The following is a 15220-nucleotide window of genomic DNA, read 5'->3' as shown; positions in this document are numbered from 1 at the left end:
ATCTTAGGCTATATGATAAATAGTATACCCCATTAATCATTTCTCACACAATTTTAATTACATTACTATTATAATAGTATTATATCAAAAAGAAGAGCCGTCTCAAAATGATTAAAAATCATTTTTGAGACAACTCTTCTTTTGCATCTTTTCTGTCAACATTTGATAAAATGCTCACTGGAATACCATACATGAAAATAACACTGCCCTCAATTAGGGTTGCGGTTTTATTTCTAGAAATATATCTGGGTGTAGCACTTCCCTTTACGTACTGAACCCACTCGTGATTCGAACAATTTTGAAGTCCCCATATCTGAGGCTTTTTAGGATGAACGACCACGTTGGCGATTTTATGATTGGTAATTTTTTTGGATTTCAAAATTTGGTGTAAATAGAGCGTGCTATCGTGAAAAATCTCGTAACGACTCAATTGGGTCACAATACTCAGTTGAGTCTCATCGTGAAGACCATCAAAGGTAAACGTCCCAAGTTCATAATCATAGTGCGTCTCTTGTCTAATTTGGTCTATGATAAGGGACCAAGCCCTAGGTGAATAATGACTGATCTCCGTTTGAAGCACTTCTGCATACGCCTTGTCAAATTTCAGAATACACTTTTGGGGTTTATATACGGGCTTGACTTTATATAAAATGAGATAAAGCAAATCAGCCAAGAGTTTTCTCGATGTATAAAGGGTTTTCGGCGTTACTTCTCTCAAAATTCGACTGACCAGTAACATTCTATTCTCTTTAGGGTTATACCAAATATCCTGAAGGGCCAACCCCATCACACAAAGTCCAGAAGTTTCAAATTGATCAAAGGAATAACAGAGCTCTCCTGCAATCTCTAAAAAACGGCTGCTCGTCGAATCACATAAAAAATGTTCTATGGGGACATAATCTTCTGAAACGCTTGTGTACAAAATTGAGCTCTCATCACTCTTTTGTAAATCTAATTCAGTCTGCAAAGGCTTGTATAAAATTAAAGCCGTTGAATCATCACCTGAATAACGGCTCGTACGTTCCAGCAGTCGCTCTAATTCGGGGAGCTCTTCTACAATCAACCCATGTATAGAATGATAAAAATAGACGTAATCTGTTACACTATTCGGATAAGCATTCTCTATGCCATCTGTGGTCAAAGCGATAAACTCTATGGTCTCATTTAAGGGATAAACTGCCGTTTTAAAGGATAAAGGTGCATAAAGGTCTGAAATAGAAGTTGTGACATTGTCTCTATGTCTGATATCCTCAGCTATTGGATGAATCACTTTTCCATTTTGTTCATAGATGCCAATGAGGCCATCCCCTACTTGCATAAAAATCATGTATGAATTGTATTCAAAGGCACAGAGTAAAGTGCAACCGTATAGTTTATAGATTGAGGCTTCAGAATCTGCCGCATTTGAATTTTCTTGTGCCTCATGATGCCTTAAAACCTTTTGCCTCCAATTGGAAACCATTTTATCCGGTAGCCAGTTGGAGATCAATATTTTAAGCGTTTCCATTTTTTCAGCTTCCTCATGGGGTTGATCCCCCGTAAGGGTATTAAAAAAAGCATCTGCAAATAATTTGAAAGCGTCTCCATTGAGAAGTTCGTCAATAGATTCAATCGCAGTTTCCACTGCAAATCTCGATCCAATATCGCTTCGTGCATGTGCGCGATTACCGTGACCATCGCTTACCGCTCCTATAAAATTAGGCACTTCTTTATAAAGATAAGCATCTTGATTTGGTTTTTCACTTTTAACATGTGATGAGCCAATTTGGCTATGGCTCATCACCTTCCAATTTTTCATAGGACTTACCAATCCAATTCTTCAACATTTACATTAGATTCTAGTGTAGGTGGAAGTGGAATCGTGTTTTTTACAGGATTGATAGAAGCTGTTGAAACCGTGGTAGACGCCCATCTGATATAATTCTTAAGCTCGCTCGCATTTTTAGCCAGTAGCGGTTTCAATTCACCTCTAAAAGAATCTCCAATAAAGTCTTGTAAGACGTCCATATCCGTTTCTGAACCAATTGCAATTGAAATTCTGATGGCTTTACTGCCCCACTTGGTTTCTTTGAGTTTCTTCAGCCCCTGCTCGTAATCATCTGTTGGCAATCCATCGGATAATAAAATCATAACCGGTTGATATCCCCTTGCGCCTTGAAATTCTGTTTCAAGTTTTTCCGCTAGGATTTCAAATCCACGGCCCATATCGGTCACACCTTTTGTCACTATATTTTCCCAAGAGAAATCTCTGACATCTACATTTCTAACAATCCACCTTGCACCTGTTGAGAAAGAAAGAGCATGGATTTTAATGGTACCTTCTGTTTCTTTTGCAATTTCTTTGATATGTGGGATTGATTCTCTTATGGCATTGTTGAGTGTTTCTGCCTTACCACCGTAACTCATTGAATCCGATGCATCTATTAAAAAAAATAAGTGTAAGTCTCTTGCGCCCATTCTACCTTCACGTTCTACTGACATAATAGCCTCCTTGTCATTTCATCATTTATTTTAGTTTTCACATTTAGTTAAAGTGTCCAAATCCAGTTTCTTTTTTATCGAATAATGCCAATCACAGTTCCGAAGTTTACCTCTTGGCCAGCTCTTATTGGAATGACACCATTCTTTGAAATTTCTCTAATCTCTTGTTGCTCTGTGGTATAGGTCCAAATATCACTTGAAAGATTTCTAAGACCCCATACACTTGGGTGTTTTGGATGAATCTCAACTCTTGCAACTTGAATATCATAAGCCATGATCGATGATGGATCTATCTGATTTTTATAAATCACAGAATCATGATTGAGCATTATAATTTGATGCTCGACTTTCATCCTTAGGGGTAATACTCTAATCGTATGATGACATTTAGGACATTTGGAAGTCTGTTTCACCATATGCTTATCATAAAATATTTGATGCTCACAGTGATAACAATAAGTCACCTGTCCCTTTAATTGACTCAAGGCTTTGATCCATATGGATTCTCGTATCCTTTGGTGAGGATCGTGTAAGCCCACTGTAAAGGACTCTGTGAAAAGTGTTTTTATCCCTTCTGGGTAATACGGCCAGTACGCTTCAGCGATGTCTTTATACTTTGGAACAGGTCGATTTGTTGCATCTATAGGATCGTATATAAACACAGGGTTAGTGCCATAGAGCATACGCTCTGATTCGACATCTGCTATTTCAATTTCATATTCTCTTTGGCCTTGTAGTGGATGCTGTAGATTGAGCATTCTGAAGATAACAACCGCCAGTGAAAACAAATCTGTCTGTGAACTCGGAGCACTTTCTCCTCTGACGATTTCAGGTGCCATAAAACCACTTGTCCCCCAAATTTCATCTGTCCCTTTCAAATTATCAAAAGTGACATTGTCATTATCACATATGCGAATATCTCCTGTTTCAAAATCTACAAATAGATTTCCAAAAGAAATATCTCTATAGCAGAGCCCACTTAAATGAAGTTCATTAAACCCATGTGCTAACCTGATACAAGCATCTATAAGTACTTCAAATCGCTTTACTTTTATTTCACCAGCAAAGTATTGAGACATTTTTGTATACTTTGTGGTATCGATTAAGGGCATGATATACCCAAAGTGATTCGGTGATTCGCCCTCACATAATTCAATTGGCCATATAAACTTTTCACTCGGGTTGCCTTTTTCGATTAAAAGTTGAATCGCCTCGTATTGTTCTGGTGTTGATGCCGTTTTGCTATACCACTTTAAGGCGTAGTCACCCTCATTTCCCCGGACTCTATAGACATTGCCTTGGCCACCAGTGCCCAATTCACTGATCACTTCGTATCGATGTGTATTGGAGGATACGTGATTGCCTTTATTTAATACATCTGACATAAATTTACTCCTTTCTTATTGTTGAATTGACTTATACCGATATTCTCACTAAATATTGTCCTAGAAAAAAGAGGATACCGGTTGCATAATAACTGTAAATTGCTTTATGGGCTATAAAATCGGTTGCACCTTTTGGAAGTCGAATGGCATATCCTGTGGTTAAAATAAAACTGCCGACTAGCACCAAAAGAATTGTTGCCTGTATATTTTCATATAGTACAGGTATTTCAACTTTAAAAGCGATACCAACAAGTTGGAAGATGAGCATAATGATTGGAAAAAAATTAGCTAAATTGACTTTGAATTTTTTATATGCAAAGTTCACAATCAAACTTATTAAAACACTTGCAACGATCAATATAGGCCACCACATCACCACCACTGACTCAAAAGCACGAAGCGCGACTGGTGCATTACCGAAGTAATTATTCAAGTAGAGTTCTCCACCTACAACTGCAACTAGGTAAAATAGTATTTTAACCAAATTTCCCTTATTTCTGATCCACCTTTTTTTATTTTGGGGGGCATAAGTCGGTCTCGTATTTTCGGATTTGCTGGGTAACGTCGATTTAGCGGCTACAGCGCTCAACCCCTTAACTTCATTTTCCACAGCCTCTTTTCTATGATTTTTTGAAAAATTCCCCTTAACTGCGTTTGAAATAATTTGACTGCCTTCATTTGAAATTTCACTTTGCTCCAACTTGACCGGAATATTAAGCGTCTTTGCAAGCAATTTGAAAGTTTTGATCATCACTTCTGGTCTAAATCCATACTCGCTTGCGATTTGAACAGAAAATCTTTCAAGCTTTTTAGTATTGCTATCAGCCTCTTTGCCAAGCTTCATAACCTCTTCTATATAACCCGTTTTTCCAATCAACTCGAGCCTTGTTTTTAAGCCATTATTATAGGGTATATAATCATAAAGCAATCCTACAAATTTCTTAGTTTTAAAATCTGATTTATCGCAACTTTCAATTACAATTTTCAGTTGCACCATAAGGTCTTGCTCACTAAGCGTTTTGGATTTAAAATTCAGCATTAATATCACCTCTGTAACTCATGATACGCTTATTTTAAGTACCCAACTACCTACAGCAGTTTAGTATTCACTTAATTTTTTCTTACGGTTCTCTAATCTTATTCTTACTTTTAAAGCATAACTTCTTCATTTAAGAATCGGCGCAAATGAGATATAATGTTTGAGGACAGAAATTTAGAGGTGTTTTATGAAACTAAAAAGACAAAATCCAATGTTCTTGCTTGCATTGATTATGTTAACGCTTACCTTATATAATATTTATACTTTTAAAACCGAAGAGGTTCAAAGAACCGAAGATCACTTAAAGAATACCATGAGCACCGATCTTAAAATTTTTGAAGCCTGGTTATTGGATTATGTAAAAGGCGTTGATTTGATTAAAAGTCAACTTAACCAATTGACGCTTTCTGAACTCAATTATTCGATGACTGCAAATAAATACTTGAGCTATGATTTTTCGTCAGAATTAAAACACGAAACCTATATTGGCTTTCTAAACGGGCAGTTTGCTTCGAGTACGGATTGGTTGCCTCCTGATGACTATGATCCAAGGGAAAGATCGTGGTATAAAGAGGCCCTGAAAAAAAATAAAACCATTATATCAAATGTTTATGTAGACCGTATATCCAATAATGCCGTAATCGCCATCAGTACCCCCCTTTATGTGCAAAATAAACTCGTAGGTGTTTTGAGTACAGATCTATATCTAGATGATCTCAGTTCAAAATTATTGGAGATCAGAAATTCTGATCATTTCGACTCTTTTATCGTAAATGATAGCGGCCTGATATTGGCGGATACTTCTGACCTCTCAAAGATTAATCAGATGATTCAGGGTGAGTTTGTGATGCGTTTTAACAAGGCAAAAATAACGCCAGGCTACCTTACTGAAATTACCGAGAACCATGATCTTTACGTTTTTTATTATTCTGAAGAGCTCAACTGGCTCATAGGTTCAAAAGTTGATTTATCCCTTTATACGCATCGCCTTGCCTTCTGGATTCGTCCACAGACAATTGTGAATTTGCTCTTTTGGGTACTGTTTATGGGCGTTTTATTTTATATCCATAAATTAAGCCATCGTTTAATTTTCACGACAATGGCACTTGAACAAAAAAATGCATCTCTTGAAATTATAAATACCAAACTTGAAGCTGCAAACAATCTCTTGGCTTTCAGAGCTGAACATGATGGTCTCACAGGACTTCATAATCGCTTTGCATTTGATGATTTGTTGGATGAACTGATTTCAAAGGGATTTCAAGAGCGCAAACAAATCGGATTAATTCTCTTCGATGTGGATGATTTTAAGGCCTATAATGACATCTATGGTCATGTTCAAGGTGATGAAGCATTGTCTATGTTGGCGAGAGAAGTCGCTCTCTTTTGTGATAATGCTTTAATGACTGCTAGATATGGTGGCGAGGAATTTGCAATTATATATTATAATCAAGATATCGATGAGCTCGAATTTATTTCCAAAAAACTTTTAGAGCACATCCGAAATCTAAAAATCCCGCATAAACTCAGCGACCAAGGCTATCTCACAATCAGTGGCGGTATCCATGCGATTATCCCAAGTCTGACCACTTCACGCGGTATGTTTATTCATCAGGCCGATACCGCTCTGTATAAGGCAAAATCGAATGGTAAGAATCAATTTGTAAAAGCATACTCTAGGCAATAGCTTTAATAAACTCTACTCAAATAAACCTATAAAAAGGCCCTCTTCAAAATGATTTTACGCATTTTGAAGAGGGCACCTTTAATTATAATTTGATTTTGATTATTGATTTTTGACTGATTTTATAACAACCACTCACAATTTTATCATTTACAGTCACACGTTCTTCTGTAAAAAATCGACTTAATTGTGTCCGTGATCGATCTAAAATAGACTTTGAGAGCAATTTGTCCACTCTTATTTTTTCCGTGCTTTCGAATGCAATTTCAAGCATTTCGTACCCCTCTGCGAGGAGGGTTTCGATGGCAACTTCGCAATGCGCTGATGATGCTTCCGTTGAATCGAATGAACCTCTTTTGTTCTCTAAGTGCTCTATAGTCTTAAACTGCTCTATCTTTTGATTCCAAGTATGTCCGCTGTCACATTTATAAATTGCAAAATGGTGAATGTTTTTGCCATTTGCATTTTGTCTTCTCACAAGTGAATCTTTAAAGACCACTTTTTGGCCACAATTGTGGCAATAGCGTGTCACTTCTGAAGCGCCATTCGTCTGGATAACCCAATTTATCTGCTTCGATTTCATCTATTTCTATACCTCTTCTCATGGTTTGCAGAGGTATAAATTGAATCGAATATTTGGCTATCATCTATTATACCTCCTGATTATAAAGTGTCCGTTATAATCAGCGATATGGGTTCTCTCATAGAATCGTCCTCCTCTTAAGCTTAGAGGTATTTGTCGTTTTAGCACTAAAAAAACAGGTCATCCCTGTCTTATACAACTATCTATCGTATAAAGTCATGACACAACTAATCCCTCTAAGCATATTTAATAACCCTTAAGGATAAGGGTCCACATGCTTATTTTGTTCCATCGGATTAGTTCATTGAAGGTGTCATAAATCCTCCTGTTTTACCATTATTTTTATGCTTCATCAAAAGGTGGCATCTCCACTTTATGAAGTGGAGGCTATCTCCCCTAAGGGTTATATTATATCAAAGCAAAGAAGATGTCCAGTGAACATCTTCTTTTGTCATCTATTTGTTATGAAATTACTTTTTTAAGACATTATCTACTTAATAATTTCAAAGTGTAGTTTAGATTGGCTTGCTGCTACGGATAGACCATACACAGAAGTTTTAACCTTAGGAACACGGATCACCGTAATCCCATTATTGCTCTTAATATCATAATCTGGATTCGTTGTCGGATAGATAACTGCCACATCAACACCTTGAGCTTTTATGATACCCAATTGTTTAATGAGCAATTCCCCTTCATAGGAATCATTGTATTTATTGATATCGTTCATCACAACAATGACTGGCTTTTTTATACTTTGTTGAGCAAAGGCTATGAGCTTCGTCCATTGTGTGTAATCATTCGTTCTGATACTGGAGCCTATATTGTTCATACGAATCACCCAAGCACCTTGTTTTTCTTCTATACTCATCTTTGCCTTACTGTCTTTGAGCACAACTTGATCATATGAGGCAAGCAAATCGTTTTTGAGATCGCTAAAGACAAATTTCAAAGTCTTACTCTTGAGTTCTGCTGGAATGCTATATGAAGATAGCGCTTTGATTTTGGTAATAGGCTCGGGTACCTGTAGGATGATATTTTGACCCACAATAGCAGTGATATCGTCCATCAAAATGGTGCCCTGATCTTTTAACTCAGCATCTGTTTCAACAAGATAAATTCTGCTGAGTTGTAGTGGATAGACCATATCACTTGGAAGTTCTGCAGTGACATACTGCCAGCCCTCCCAATCCACATGTCTTGCGAACGTAATGTTTGTCGCTACTCCTGCTGCATCTGTGATTTTACCTCTCAACCAGTGATCATTTCCATAATCACCAAAAGCCCACATCCCTATGGATTGCGTATTTTCAGGCAATTCAAGTGGTTCGTTAAATTCAACATAGACCGCTCTTGTATCCGAAGATCCCGTAAAATCATATTCTAAAATACCAGACTGTAAGCCATTTTTAGGCACTGGTATCTCTCTATACTTGCCCGCTACAGTCGTTGGATAACTTACAAATTTTCCTGTAGGCTTTTCAAAGCTTGCCAGTGTCACCTTTTGAGTGCCCACCGCCACAGGGACATAACTCACAAGACCATTGAACTCAAATGTAGCCAAAGCTTGCTGTGCACCGTTTCCAGCTATAAAACTACCCGATTCAGGATCATAAGTTCCCACGAGCTCAGGCATGGTCACTTTTACGGAGTCTTTCGACAAGTCAATGTTCTTGCCATCATTTGTTGTCACAGAAAACGAAAGTGCTTTGCGCTCATTTTTGTCTACCTTTATAATAGAGGGGAAAACGTTGAGCTTCACCGCGTTGTCATAAACATGAATTACAAATTCCGCACTATGGCCTTCATAGACGGCTTTAAGAACACCCTCCCCTTCAGATTGCGTTGTCAAAATACCCTTTTCAACTTTGCCCTGAACACCTGTTAAGCTCCAAGTTATATGCTCTGCATTGATGTCCATCGGCACATAGTTAGAATCAATTGCTTTGAGCCCAATCGGTGTTTTAGTGCCCAGAACAAGGTTAGGACTGTCCAGATCGATCTTCGTTTGAAGCAACACAGGTGTATCCGATAACACTTTTGCCACTGCAAGTCCCGTATACATTTTACGTTCGCTACTATCAGATGGGTAATTTACAATCGTTGGAGATGTTTCCCACGGGGATTGAACCACCATTTGAGTGGATCCCCCACCATCGAGATTAATGGCTTCATAGGCGCCAAGCCCAATCATGATGTTGCCAAGTTCCGTCTGAGTAACCCCTCTAAACGAAGACGTTCTACCATCAATGGTTACCATCGTAAGCTCTTTCCGATTTTTAGAAATACCAACAGCACTTCTAGGATGTTTACCCGTTATATTTTGAGAAAAGGTTTTAAGCACTTGGCCTTCGGCAACGATCTGCGCCCCACCACCGATGCTCAAATCCATATATCTAAAGTTGACATCATAATTTACTGTGATTGGATCTCCAACTTTAAAATTGGATAAGGCTGTATTAATATCCTGTCCCACACATGAGATCACGTATCCGTTAGGTGGAATCGTAAAAGGATATCCTTTTCTTCTGATCTCTTTTATGACATCATTTTGGACCAAAAGCTCAACGATGTCCTGCTCTAAGGTATTACCATAAGACTGTAATGCCCAATCTGATGTAAATAAGATGCTTCGATCATAAGACAAGTAAGGCTTGTTGATATAAGTCAACTTCTGTGTGTAAACACCATTGGTAAAGCTGTTATTGGGCGAATTGATATAACCTATATAGGGCACGTTGTCTTTCGTGACATTAAACGAAGCAAATTCATCTAAGCCCACACTTGTCGTGAGCACTTTGCCATCTCGTACTAAGTTCCCCATAGTCGTGTTGTTTGCGGTATCAAAAAAGTCGCTGTTGATGGCAGCTACCACAGAATGATCCGCGTTGTTTTTATCCAGCAATTTAGACAGCGTGTCTCTACTGGACAACTTATCGTCTGTTAAAACCGTGAGGTCCATTTGCTTTGTAAGATCTACTCTGACCACATTGATATTTAACCAACCTTCGTTGGTATATCTCATGATGGTTTGTTTGGTAACACCATCTGCCAAATACTCTAAATCACTCTTTGTTTCATAAACCGTAACATAATCCGCAAATGTTAAACATTGCGATAAAATCATCATAATAATCAATAACAAACTAATGCGTTTTTTCATATCTCCCTCTCCAAACGTTTCTGTTCTATATGCTGTGTATAAATTTTATCTCTTACATTATACATTTTTATTGTGTCCATGCAATGAATTTCAGATTACGAGTTAATGACATTTTAGGGTTATAAAAAAGGTGCATATCACGTGTCATTAACACTGAATCATGCACCTTTAATTTTATAAATTTATGCGACCTATACGACGCACTTCAATTGGTTTTATTGCCCCGAATTCTGTGTGTTTTCAAAGGCTTTTAGTGATTCTTGTAAGTACTCATTAATAACATCTTGAATATGCGAATCCTTTAGAATCACACTGATTTCAATTCTTCTATTTTGCGCATAAGCTTCGTCTGTTGTACCCGTCACCACTTTTCGGTATTCCGAGAACGAACTTGCTAAGAAGTACTTCCCAAATTGGCTCTCGAGGTTTGAATTGGATACCATCAAATAGTTGACAACCGCAGTTGCTCTTTTAGAACCCAAGTCTCTATTATATGAACCTGTTCCCCGTTCATCTGTATGACCTTGAATGTTGATCGAATCTATACTGGATCTAATTTCAGGATCTTTAAGCACTTCTTCAAAAGATTTTGCAAGTTGATCTAATAGTGCTTTTCCACCTTCTTTAATGACGTAAGAATCGGTATCAAAAACCAAGCTTTCATTGATAATGATATTACCAGTATCACTTATGGTAACCAGTGGCTCTCCAGCCGTATTCGTCTTACCAATATTCGCCTCTATACTGTCTTTAACTGCTGTGAGGACATCCAATCTCAAAACGGCTATACCTTGAAGTTTTTGTCTCAAATTACCCAGTTCTTGATTACTGCTGGCAATAATTTGCTTTTGAGCATCAATCTCTTCTTGAGATAATTTAAGTGCAATCTGCCCCTGTTGAACCTCTGCCATGGTACTGTCTAAATCAATCTTTAAAAGTCTCAAATTTTCTTGAGCCTGACTGATTTCCAGTTTACTTGCTTCTAATTGCTTTTGCGTATCATCAAGATCTTTTTTCATGAACTCCAAGCTCTTGCCTGTGACAATGTTATTGATATACATCAAAAACATGACGAAGAATAAAATAATGGCAATTGTGGAGATCATATCTGTAAAAGAAGGCCAGAAATTTTCTTGGTCAACCTGATGAATGCGTCTTTTTCTCGCTTTCATATGCTCCTCCTTAAAACTTCAAGCTTATTTCCGATTTTCCTTAATGCCATCCGTCAAATCTTCAAATGCCACTGACATTCTTTGAATATTGGTTTTTAAATGATGATTGAACTCAGCAAAATCTCTCGTGTTTTGAGAAAAAGTTTGAATGGACTGATCAAATGTCGAAAGGCTCTTCTCAATCGTTTCAGCGGTATCCTTCATATTGGAAGAGGCCACCGTTAAGCGATAGCTCATTTGTTGCGAAACATCATCTAGGCTCTTTGTAAGTTGCTCTCCAAGTGCTTCAAATGCATTTTCAAGCGGTGTTTTACCATTTTCATCAGTATGTGTTAAGTCTTGAATTTTAAGGCCTAAAACATTGTCTAAATATTCTTCAGCGACTGCAATGTAACTTTCTCGTGTTTCATGAATCCCAAATATAATCGTCAATAGATTGACTAAAATGGAAGCTGTAATACCAAATAAAGAAGTCACAAATGCCACAGACATCCCGTTTATTGAGCTTAATAGACCACCCGTGATCATATTCACATCTCCAATAATCGCCTCGCTGGTGTTGCTCAAAAGCGATACCAGTTCTGAAATGGAAAGTGTCAAACCAAAGAAGGTCCCCACTAATCCTAAAACGATCATAAGGGCCGAAGCTCTCTGAGCAAATCGCTCTGCTAACAAGGTCTTACTCAAGAATAGATTAATGTTTTTATCAATAATAGAGGGTGTGTTCACTTCTTGAATTTTTAAAGATTGTGCCGATTTAAAATCATCCACAATGGCATTGTTGATCTCATTTTTAAAAACGGCATTATTTCGATTTTCATGTTCAGCAATATCGTAAATTAGGCCAAGATATCTTGCCTTTATTCTAAAAAGTGCCACAACAGTTAATACCAAAATAATCACAATCACACCTATGATCAACTGACCAATAGGATTCATGCTGAGTATCATTTGAATCATAATCTCTACCTCCTAATTTTCTTTTTGTACTGATGGCTTGGGTGTCAAAGTCCAAAAGTTGAGCAACCCGCTACCATATGATGTTTTTACGGAAAGTCCTTGATCGTCTATCTTATAATTTGTAAGTTAGAATACCTAATACCATGTTAACATAATAAAATTTAAAATAGTGCCCTGTAAATGAATCATAATATTATTTTAAGCATTATTTAATAATCTTATGATGCACCAAGTCAACAATTTCATCTTTATTTTTGATGAGTGATAAATTGGCATCCCCTTTTAATACGAACAGCTCATGTCCCTTAAAAAGCGAACAAAGCGCCAATTTTTCAGAGCGTTCTGCATCCATATCCGTTAAAGATTCAATGATGAAGACTGGCTTTATTACTTTTTCAAACTGAGCCTTATCATAAGTCCTATTCGTCCAAAAATCTTTCATGAACCTATAATTTGAAATCATCTCATTTTGAGTCGTGTCATAAATCATTTCTTCATAGAACCCTTCCCAGAAAAGTCTCATGCTGATATGATCTGGGTAGATATTGACACTTTTTCGAATTCTTTTGCCAAATCTCCTCTGAAAACTTTCATAATTGAGAAATGAAACCGATTTTAAAAAGCTCTTGATAGAACGTTGGTGTAGCTTAACGGTTTTTTTAGACACTAAGTCGTCCTTACTAATCCCATGAATAAAGAAAATTTGATCAAATAATTCAGGCGATTCTATCAGTATTTCTTGAAGAATCACAGTGCCAAATGAATTTGCCATGACGTATACCGGCGTTTCAGGCACTTTAATTTCCAGTATAAAGGCTGTTATGAGCGTCTTCATTTCACTGAGCGATGCAACGATGGGATAATCTATAGCAACCGTTCTGAAATTATCAGAAAATGCTTCTATGTACTCATAAAAAGACAATGCTTTTCCAGTTGAACCCGGTAACATCAAGAGTAGTGGACCTGCCCCTCTCTCTATATAACGCACTTCATGATCTCTGATGGTTCTTGTTTTATAAACCAACTTTGATTTAAATTCAGCATAGTGCGCAAAGTCTTCTTCCAATACATACTTGTAGTGTGCTTCCTTTAAACTCAAAGGTTGATTTTCTTTTTTTTTGAACATTAGTCTCTCCTCATCACATGATTATGGTTTATTATAGCACTTTTTGAAAGTCCAATTCTTTAAGAAAACCTAATTTATTTATTAATTTGTAATTTTTCATTTAGAAAAATGACAGGATGTTATAATATAATAAAGGAGAAGACAAATAAAGCGACTTTCGCTGACCACTTTTGAGATACAAATGAGGTAATCATGAAAATAAGAACTAAATTTATCATCTCGCTCATATTGATCATTGTGATTCCTGCCATTGCCACAACAATGGTCACCAGTAATTTTTTGAGCGACAATCTGAATTTCATTCACTTTTTTGACACTTACTATGATATTTTTAACAATTTTTCAAAAGTATCTAGTGAATTTGAGGGATTCGTTGCCCCCTACAGCAATTCATCAGAATTTTTTCTCACTGAAAGGTTCAAGCACGAATCAAAAGACTACAGCACCTCTTTTTTAATCATTGAAGTTTATGAGAACAACGCATTATATTATTCAACGTATTCTGAGCAAATTCAGTACAATAATATTTTTGAAAAATTCTTATTCGATGGTCGACTGGAAAATGCGCCACATGAAAGATACTCGCTCCAACATCATCATTATGAACGTCTAAATGCAGGTCCAATTGATATAAAGCTCTTAATTGACAGCACGAGACTGGACATGGCTTACTCACTATCCGAGCGGGTCTTCTTAATGCTCTATACCGTATTCAACGTGGCCGTGCTTTCCATTATCCTTTCATGGATTTCAAATCCGCTGAAGCGTAGTATCCGTAAATTGACCTTTACCACGAATGAGATCGGTCGAGGTAACCTCAATGCAAATCTAGAATATTATGAGAACGACGACTTTGATGAGCTTGCAAGCAGTATTGAACGCATGAGACAGTCTCTAAAGAAATCTGTCGAAAAACAACAGACTTTAGAACTTGAAAAGAAAGAAATCATCGCCAATATATCACATGATTTAAGAACACCGATCACCTCTATCCGAGGCTATATCCAAGGTTTGAAAGACGGCGTTGCCCAAACGGAAATTACGAAAAAAGAATACTTGGATACCATCGAGGCCAAGACTTATATGATCGAAAGCCTCATAAACGATTTATCCGTAATCGCCAAATACGATCAGCAAGGTATTCAGCTCAATCGTCAAAAGATTAATCTCAGAAATTTCTTATACGATTGTTTAGACGCCCTTGAATCCGATGTTAAGAAGATTGGGGGGAGCCTTTCGCTCCATTACATCATTAAAGATACTCATGTTTTCGCTGACCCTGAAAAGCTCATGCGTGTTTTTATCAACATCATCGGAAATTCGATCAAATACAGGAGCAATGAGCCTTTAGAAATAATCATCTTAGCGAATCAAGATGATGACGGTGTCTTTATCAATATTTCAGACAATGGTATCGGCCTCAATGAAGACGACCTCAATAAAGTCTTTGAGCGCTTCTACCGATCTGACAAATCTAGAAATCTCAATATCAAAGGCAGTGGTATTGGTCTCAGCATCTGTAAAGATATTATCGAATCACATGGTGGTCGTATAAGCGCATATAGTAATGATTCTAAAGGTTTAACGGTTTCAATGCGTTTAATGGCTTACGATGAAGAATAGGAGA

General features: G+C 37.2%; 12 protein-coding genes. 2 read left to right on the top strand and 10 right to left on the bottom strand.

Going from position 1 to position 15220, the window contains the following annotated elements; genetic code table 11:
* Nucleotides 1-118 precede the first annotated feature (118 nt).
* The 4 genes from F3D3_RS12600 to F3D3_RS12585 form a co-directional block, all read right to left on the bottom strand.
* Nucleotides 119-1798 (bottom strand): protein phosphatase 2C domain-containing protein, encoded by a 1680-nt coding sequence (locus tag F3D3_RS12600; RefSeq protein ID WP_139132082.1) that lies wholly within the window; start codon nt 1796-1798, stop codon nt 119-121.
* 5 nt (nt 1799-1803) lie between these two features.
* On the bottom strand, nt 1804-2481 hold the full coding sequence (locus F3D3_RS12595; RefSeq protein ID WP_069874417.1) for a VWA domain-containing protein: 678 nt from the start codon (nt 2479-2481) through the stop codon (nt 1804-1806).
* 74 nt (nt 2482-2555) lie between these two features.
* Entirely contained in the window at nt 2556-3866 is a 1311-nt protein-coding gene (locus F3D3_RS12590) for a protein kinase (RefSeq protein ID WP_069874416.1), read from the bottom strand.
* Between the two features lie 31 nt (nt 3867-3897).
* Nucleotides 3898-4905 carry a hypothetical protein gene (locus F3D3_RS12585; protein ID WP_069874414.1) on the bottom strand — a complete coding sequence of 336 codons (1008 nt, stop codon included), beginning with the start codon at nt 4903-4905 and terminating at the stop codon, nt 3898-3900.
* Nucleotides 4906-5092: 187 nt separating this feature from the next.
* On the opposite strand from F3D3_RS12585, the gene F3D3_RS12580 reads away from it, so the two are divergent.
* Nucleotides 5093-6592, top strand: a complete 1500-nt coding sequence (locus F3D3_RS12580; RefSeq protein WP_069874412.1) for a sensor domain-containing diguanylate cyclase — start codon at nt 5093-5095, stop codon at nt 6590-6592.
* 82 nt (nt 6593-6674) lie between these two features.
* Here F3D3_RS12580 and F3D3_RS12575 read toward each other — a convergent pair whose 3' ends face one another.
* The 6 genes from F3D3_RS12575 to F3D3_RS12555 form a co-directional block, all read right to left on the bottom strand.
* Nucleotides 6675-7067 (bottom strand): hypothetical protein, encoded by a 393-nt coding sequence (locus tag F3D3_RS12575; RefSeq protein WP_207645377.1) that lies wholly within the window; start codon nt 7065-7067, stop codon nt 6675-6677.
* Nucleotides 7068-7077: 10 nt separating this feature from the next.
* Complete coding sequence (locus F3D3_RS24150; RefSeq protein ID WP_175438368.1) at nt 7078-7236, bottom strand: hypothetical protein; 159 nt, start codon at nt 7234-7236, stop codon at nt 7078-7080.
* A 426-nt stretch (nt 7237-7662) separates the two neighbouring features.
* Complete coding sequence (locus tag F3D3_RS12570) at nt 7663-10335, bottom strand: phosphodiester glycosidase family protein (RefSeq protein ID WP_069874409.1); 2673 nt, start codon at nt 10333-10335, stop codon at nt 7663-7665.
* Nucleotides 10336-10550: 215 nt separating this feature from the next.
* Complete coding sequence (locus F3D3_RS12565; RefSeq protein WP_069874408.1) at nt 10551-11507, bottom strand: OmpA family protein; 957 nt, start codon at nt 11505-11507, stop codon at nt 10551-10553.
* Between the two features lie 24 nt (nt 11508-11531).
* The gene (locus tag F3D3_RS12560; RefSeq protein WP_069874406.1) at nt 11532-12467 is read right to left on the bottom strand and encodes a hypothetical protein; all 936 of its coding nucleotides are present in this window, start codon (nt 12465-12467) and stop codon (nt 11532-11534) included.
* A gap of 205 nt (nt 12468-12672) precedes the next feature.
* Nucleotides 12673-13593, bottom strand: coding sequence for an alpha/beta fold hydrolase (locus F3D3_RS12555; RefSeq protein WP_069874404.1), 921 nt, complete (start codon nt 13591-13593; stop codon nt 12673-12675).
* Nucleotides 13594-13785: 192 nt separating this feature from the next.
* Here F3D3_RS12555 and F3D3_RS12550 point away from each other — a divergent pair, with 192 nt between their 5' ends.
* Entirely contained in the window at nt 13786-15216 is a 1431-nt protein-coding gene (locus F3D3_RS12550) for a cell wall metabolism sensor histidine kinase WalK (RefSeq protein ID WP_069874403.1), read from the top strand.
* The last annotated feature ends 4 nt before the right edge of the window (nt 15217-15220 follow it).

Source organism: Fusibacter sp. 3D3, assembly GCF_001748365.1.
In the GTDB taxonomy this organism is placed as follows: domain Bacteria; phylum Bacillota; class Clostridia; order Peptostreptococcales; family Acidaminobacteraceae; genus Fusibacter_A.
This window is presented reverse-complemented; position numbering and strand designations above follow the sequence as displayed.

Excerpts from the sequence above, each read along its gene's own strand:
- F3D3_RS12600 (WP_139132082.1), bottom strand. The coding sequence starts at position 1,798 with ATGAAAAATTGGAAGGTGATGAGCCATAGCCAAATTGGCTCATCACAT.
- F3D3_RS12595 (WP_069874417.1), bottom strand. The coding sequence starts at position 2,481 with ATGTCAGTAGAACGTGAAGGTAGAATGGGCGCAAGAGACTTACACTTA.
- F3D3_RS12590 (WP_069874416.1), bottom strand. The coding sequence starts at position 3,866 with ATGTCAGATGTATTAAATAAAGGCAATCACGTATCCTCCAATACACAT.
- F3D3_RS12585 (WP_069874414.1), bottom strand. The coding sequence starts at position 4,905 with ATGCTGAATTTTAAATCCAAAACGCTTAGTGAGCAAGACCTTATGGTG.
- F3D3_RS12580 (WP_069874412.1), top strand. The coding sequence starts at position 5,093 with ATGAAACTAAAAAGACAAAATCCAATGTTCTTGCTTGCATTGATTATG.
- F3D3_RS24150 (WP_175438368.1), bottom strand. The coding sequence starts at position 7,236 with ATGATAGCCAAATATTCGATTCAATTTATACCTCTGCAAACCATGAGA.
- F3D3_RS12570 (WP_069874409.1), bottom strand. The coding sequence starts at position 10,335 with ATGAAAAAACGCATTAGTTTGTTATTGATTATTATGATGATTTTATCG.
- F3D3_RS12565 (WP_069874408.1), bottom strand. The coding sequence starts at position 11,507 with ATGAAAGCGAGAAAAAGACGCATTCATCAGGTTGACCAAGAAAATTTC.
- F3D3_RS12560 (WP_069874406.1), bottom strand. The coding sequence starts at position 12,467 with ATGATTCAAATGATACTCAGCATGAATCCTATTGGTCAGTTGATCATA.
- F3D3_RS12555 (WP_069874404.1), bottom strand. The coding sequence starts at position 13,593 with ATGTTCAAAAAAAAAGAAAATCAACCTTTGAGTTTAAAGGAAGCACAC.
- F3D3_RS12550 (WP_069874403.1), top strand. The coding sequence starts at position 13,786 with ATGAAAATAAGAACTAAATTTATCATCTCGCTCATATTGATCATTGTG.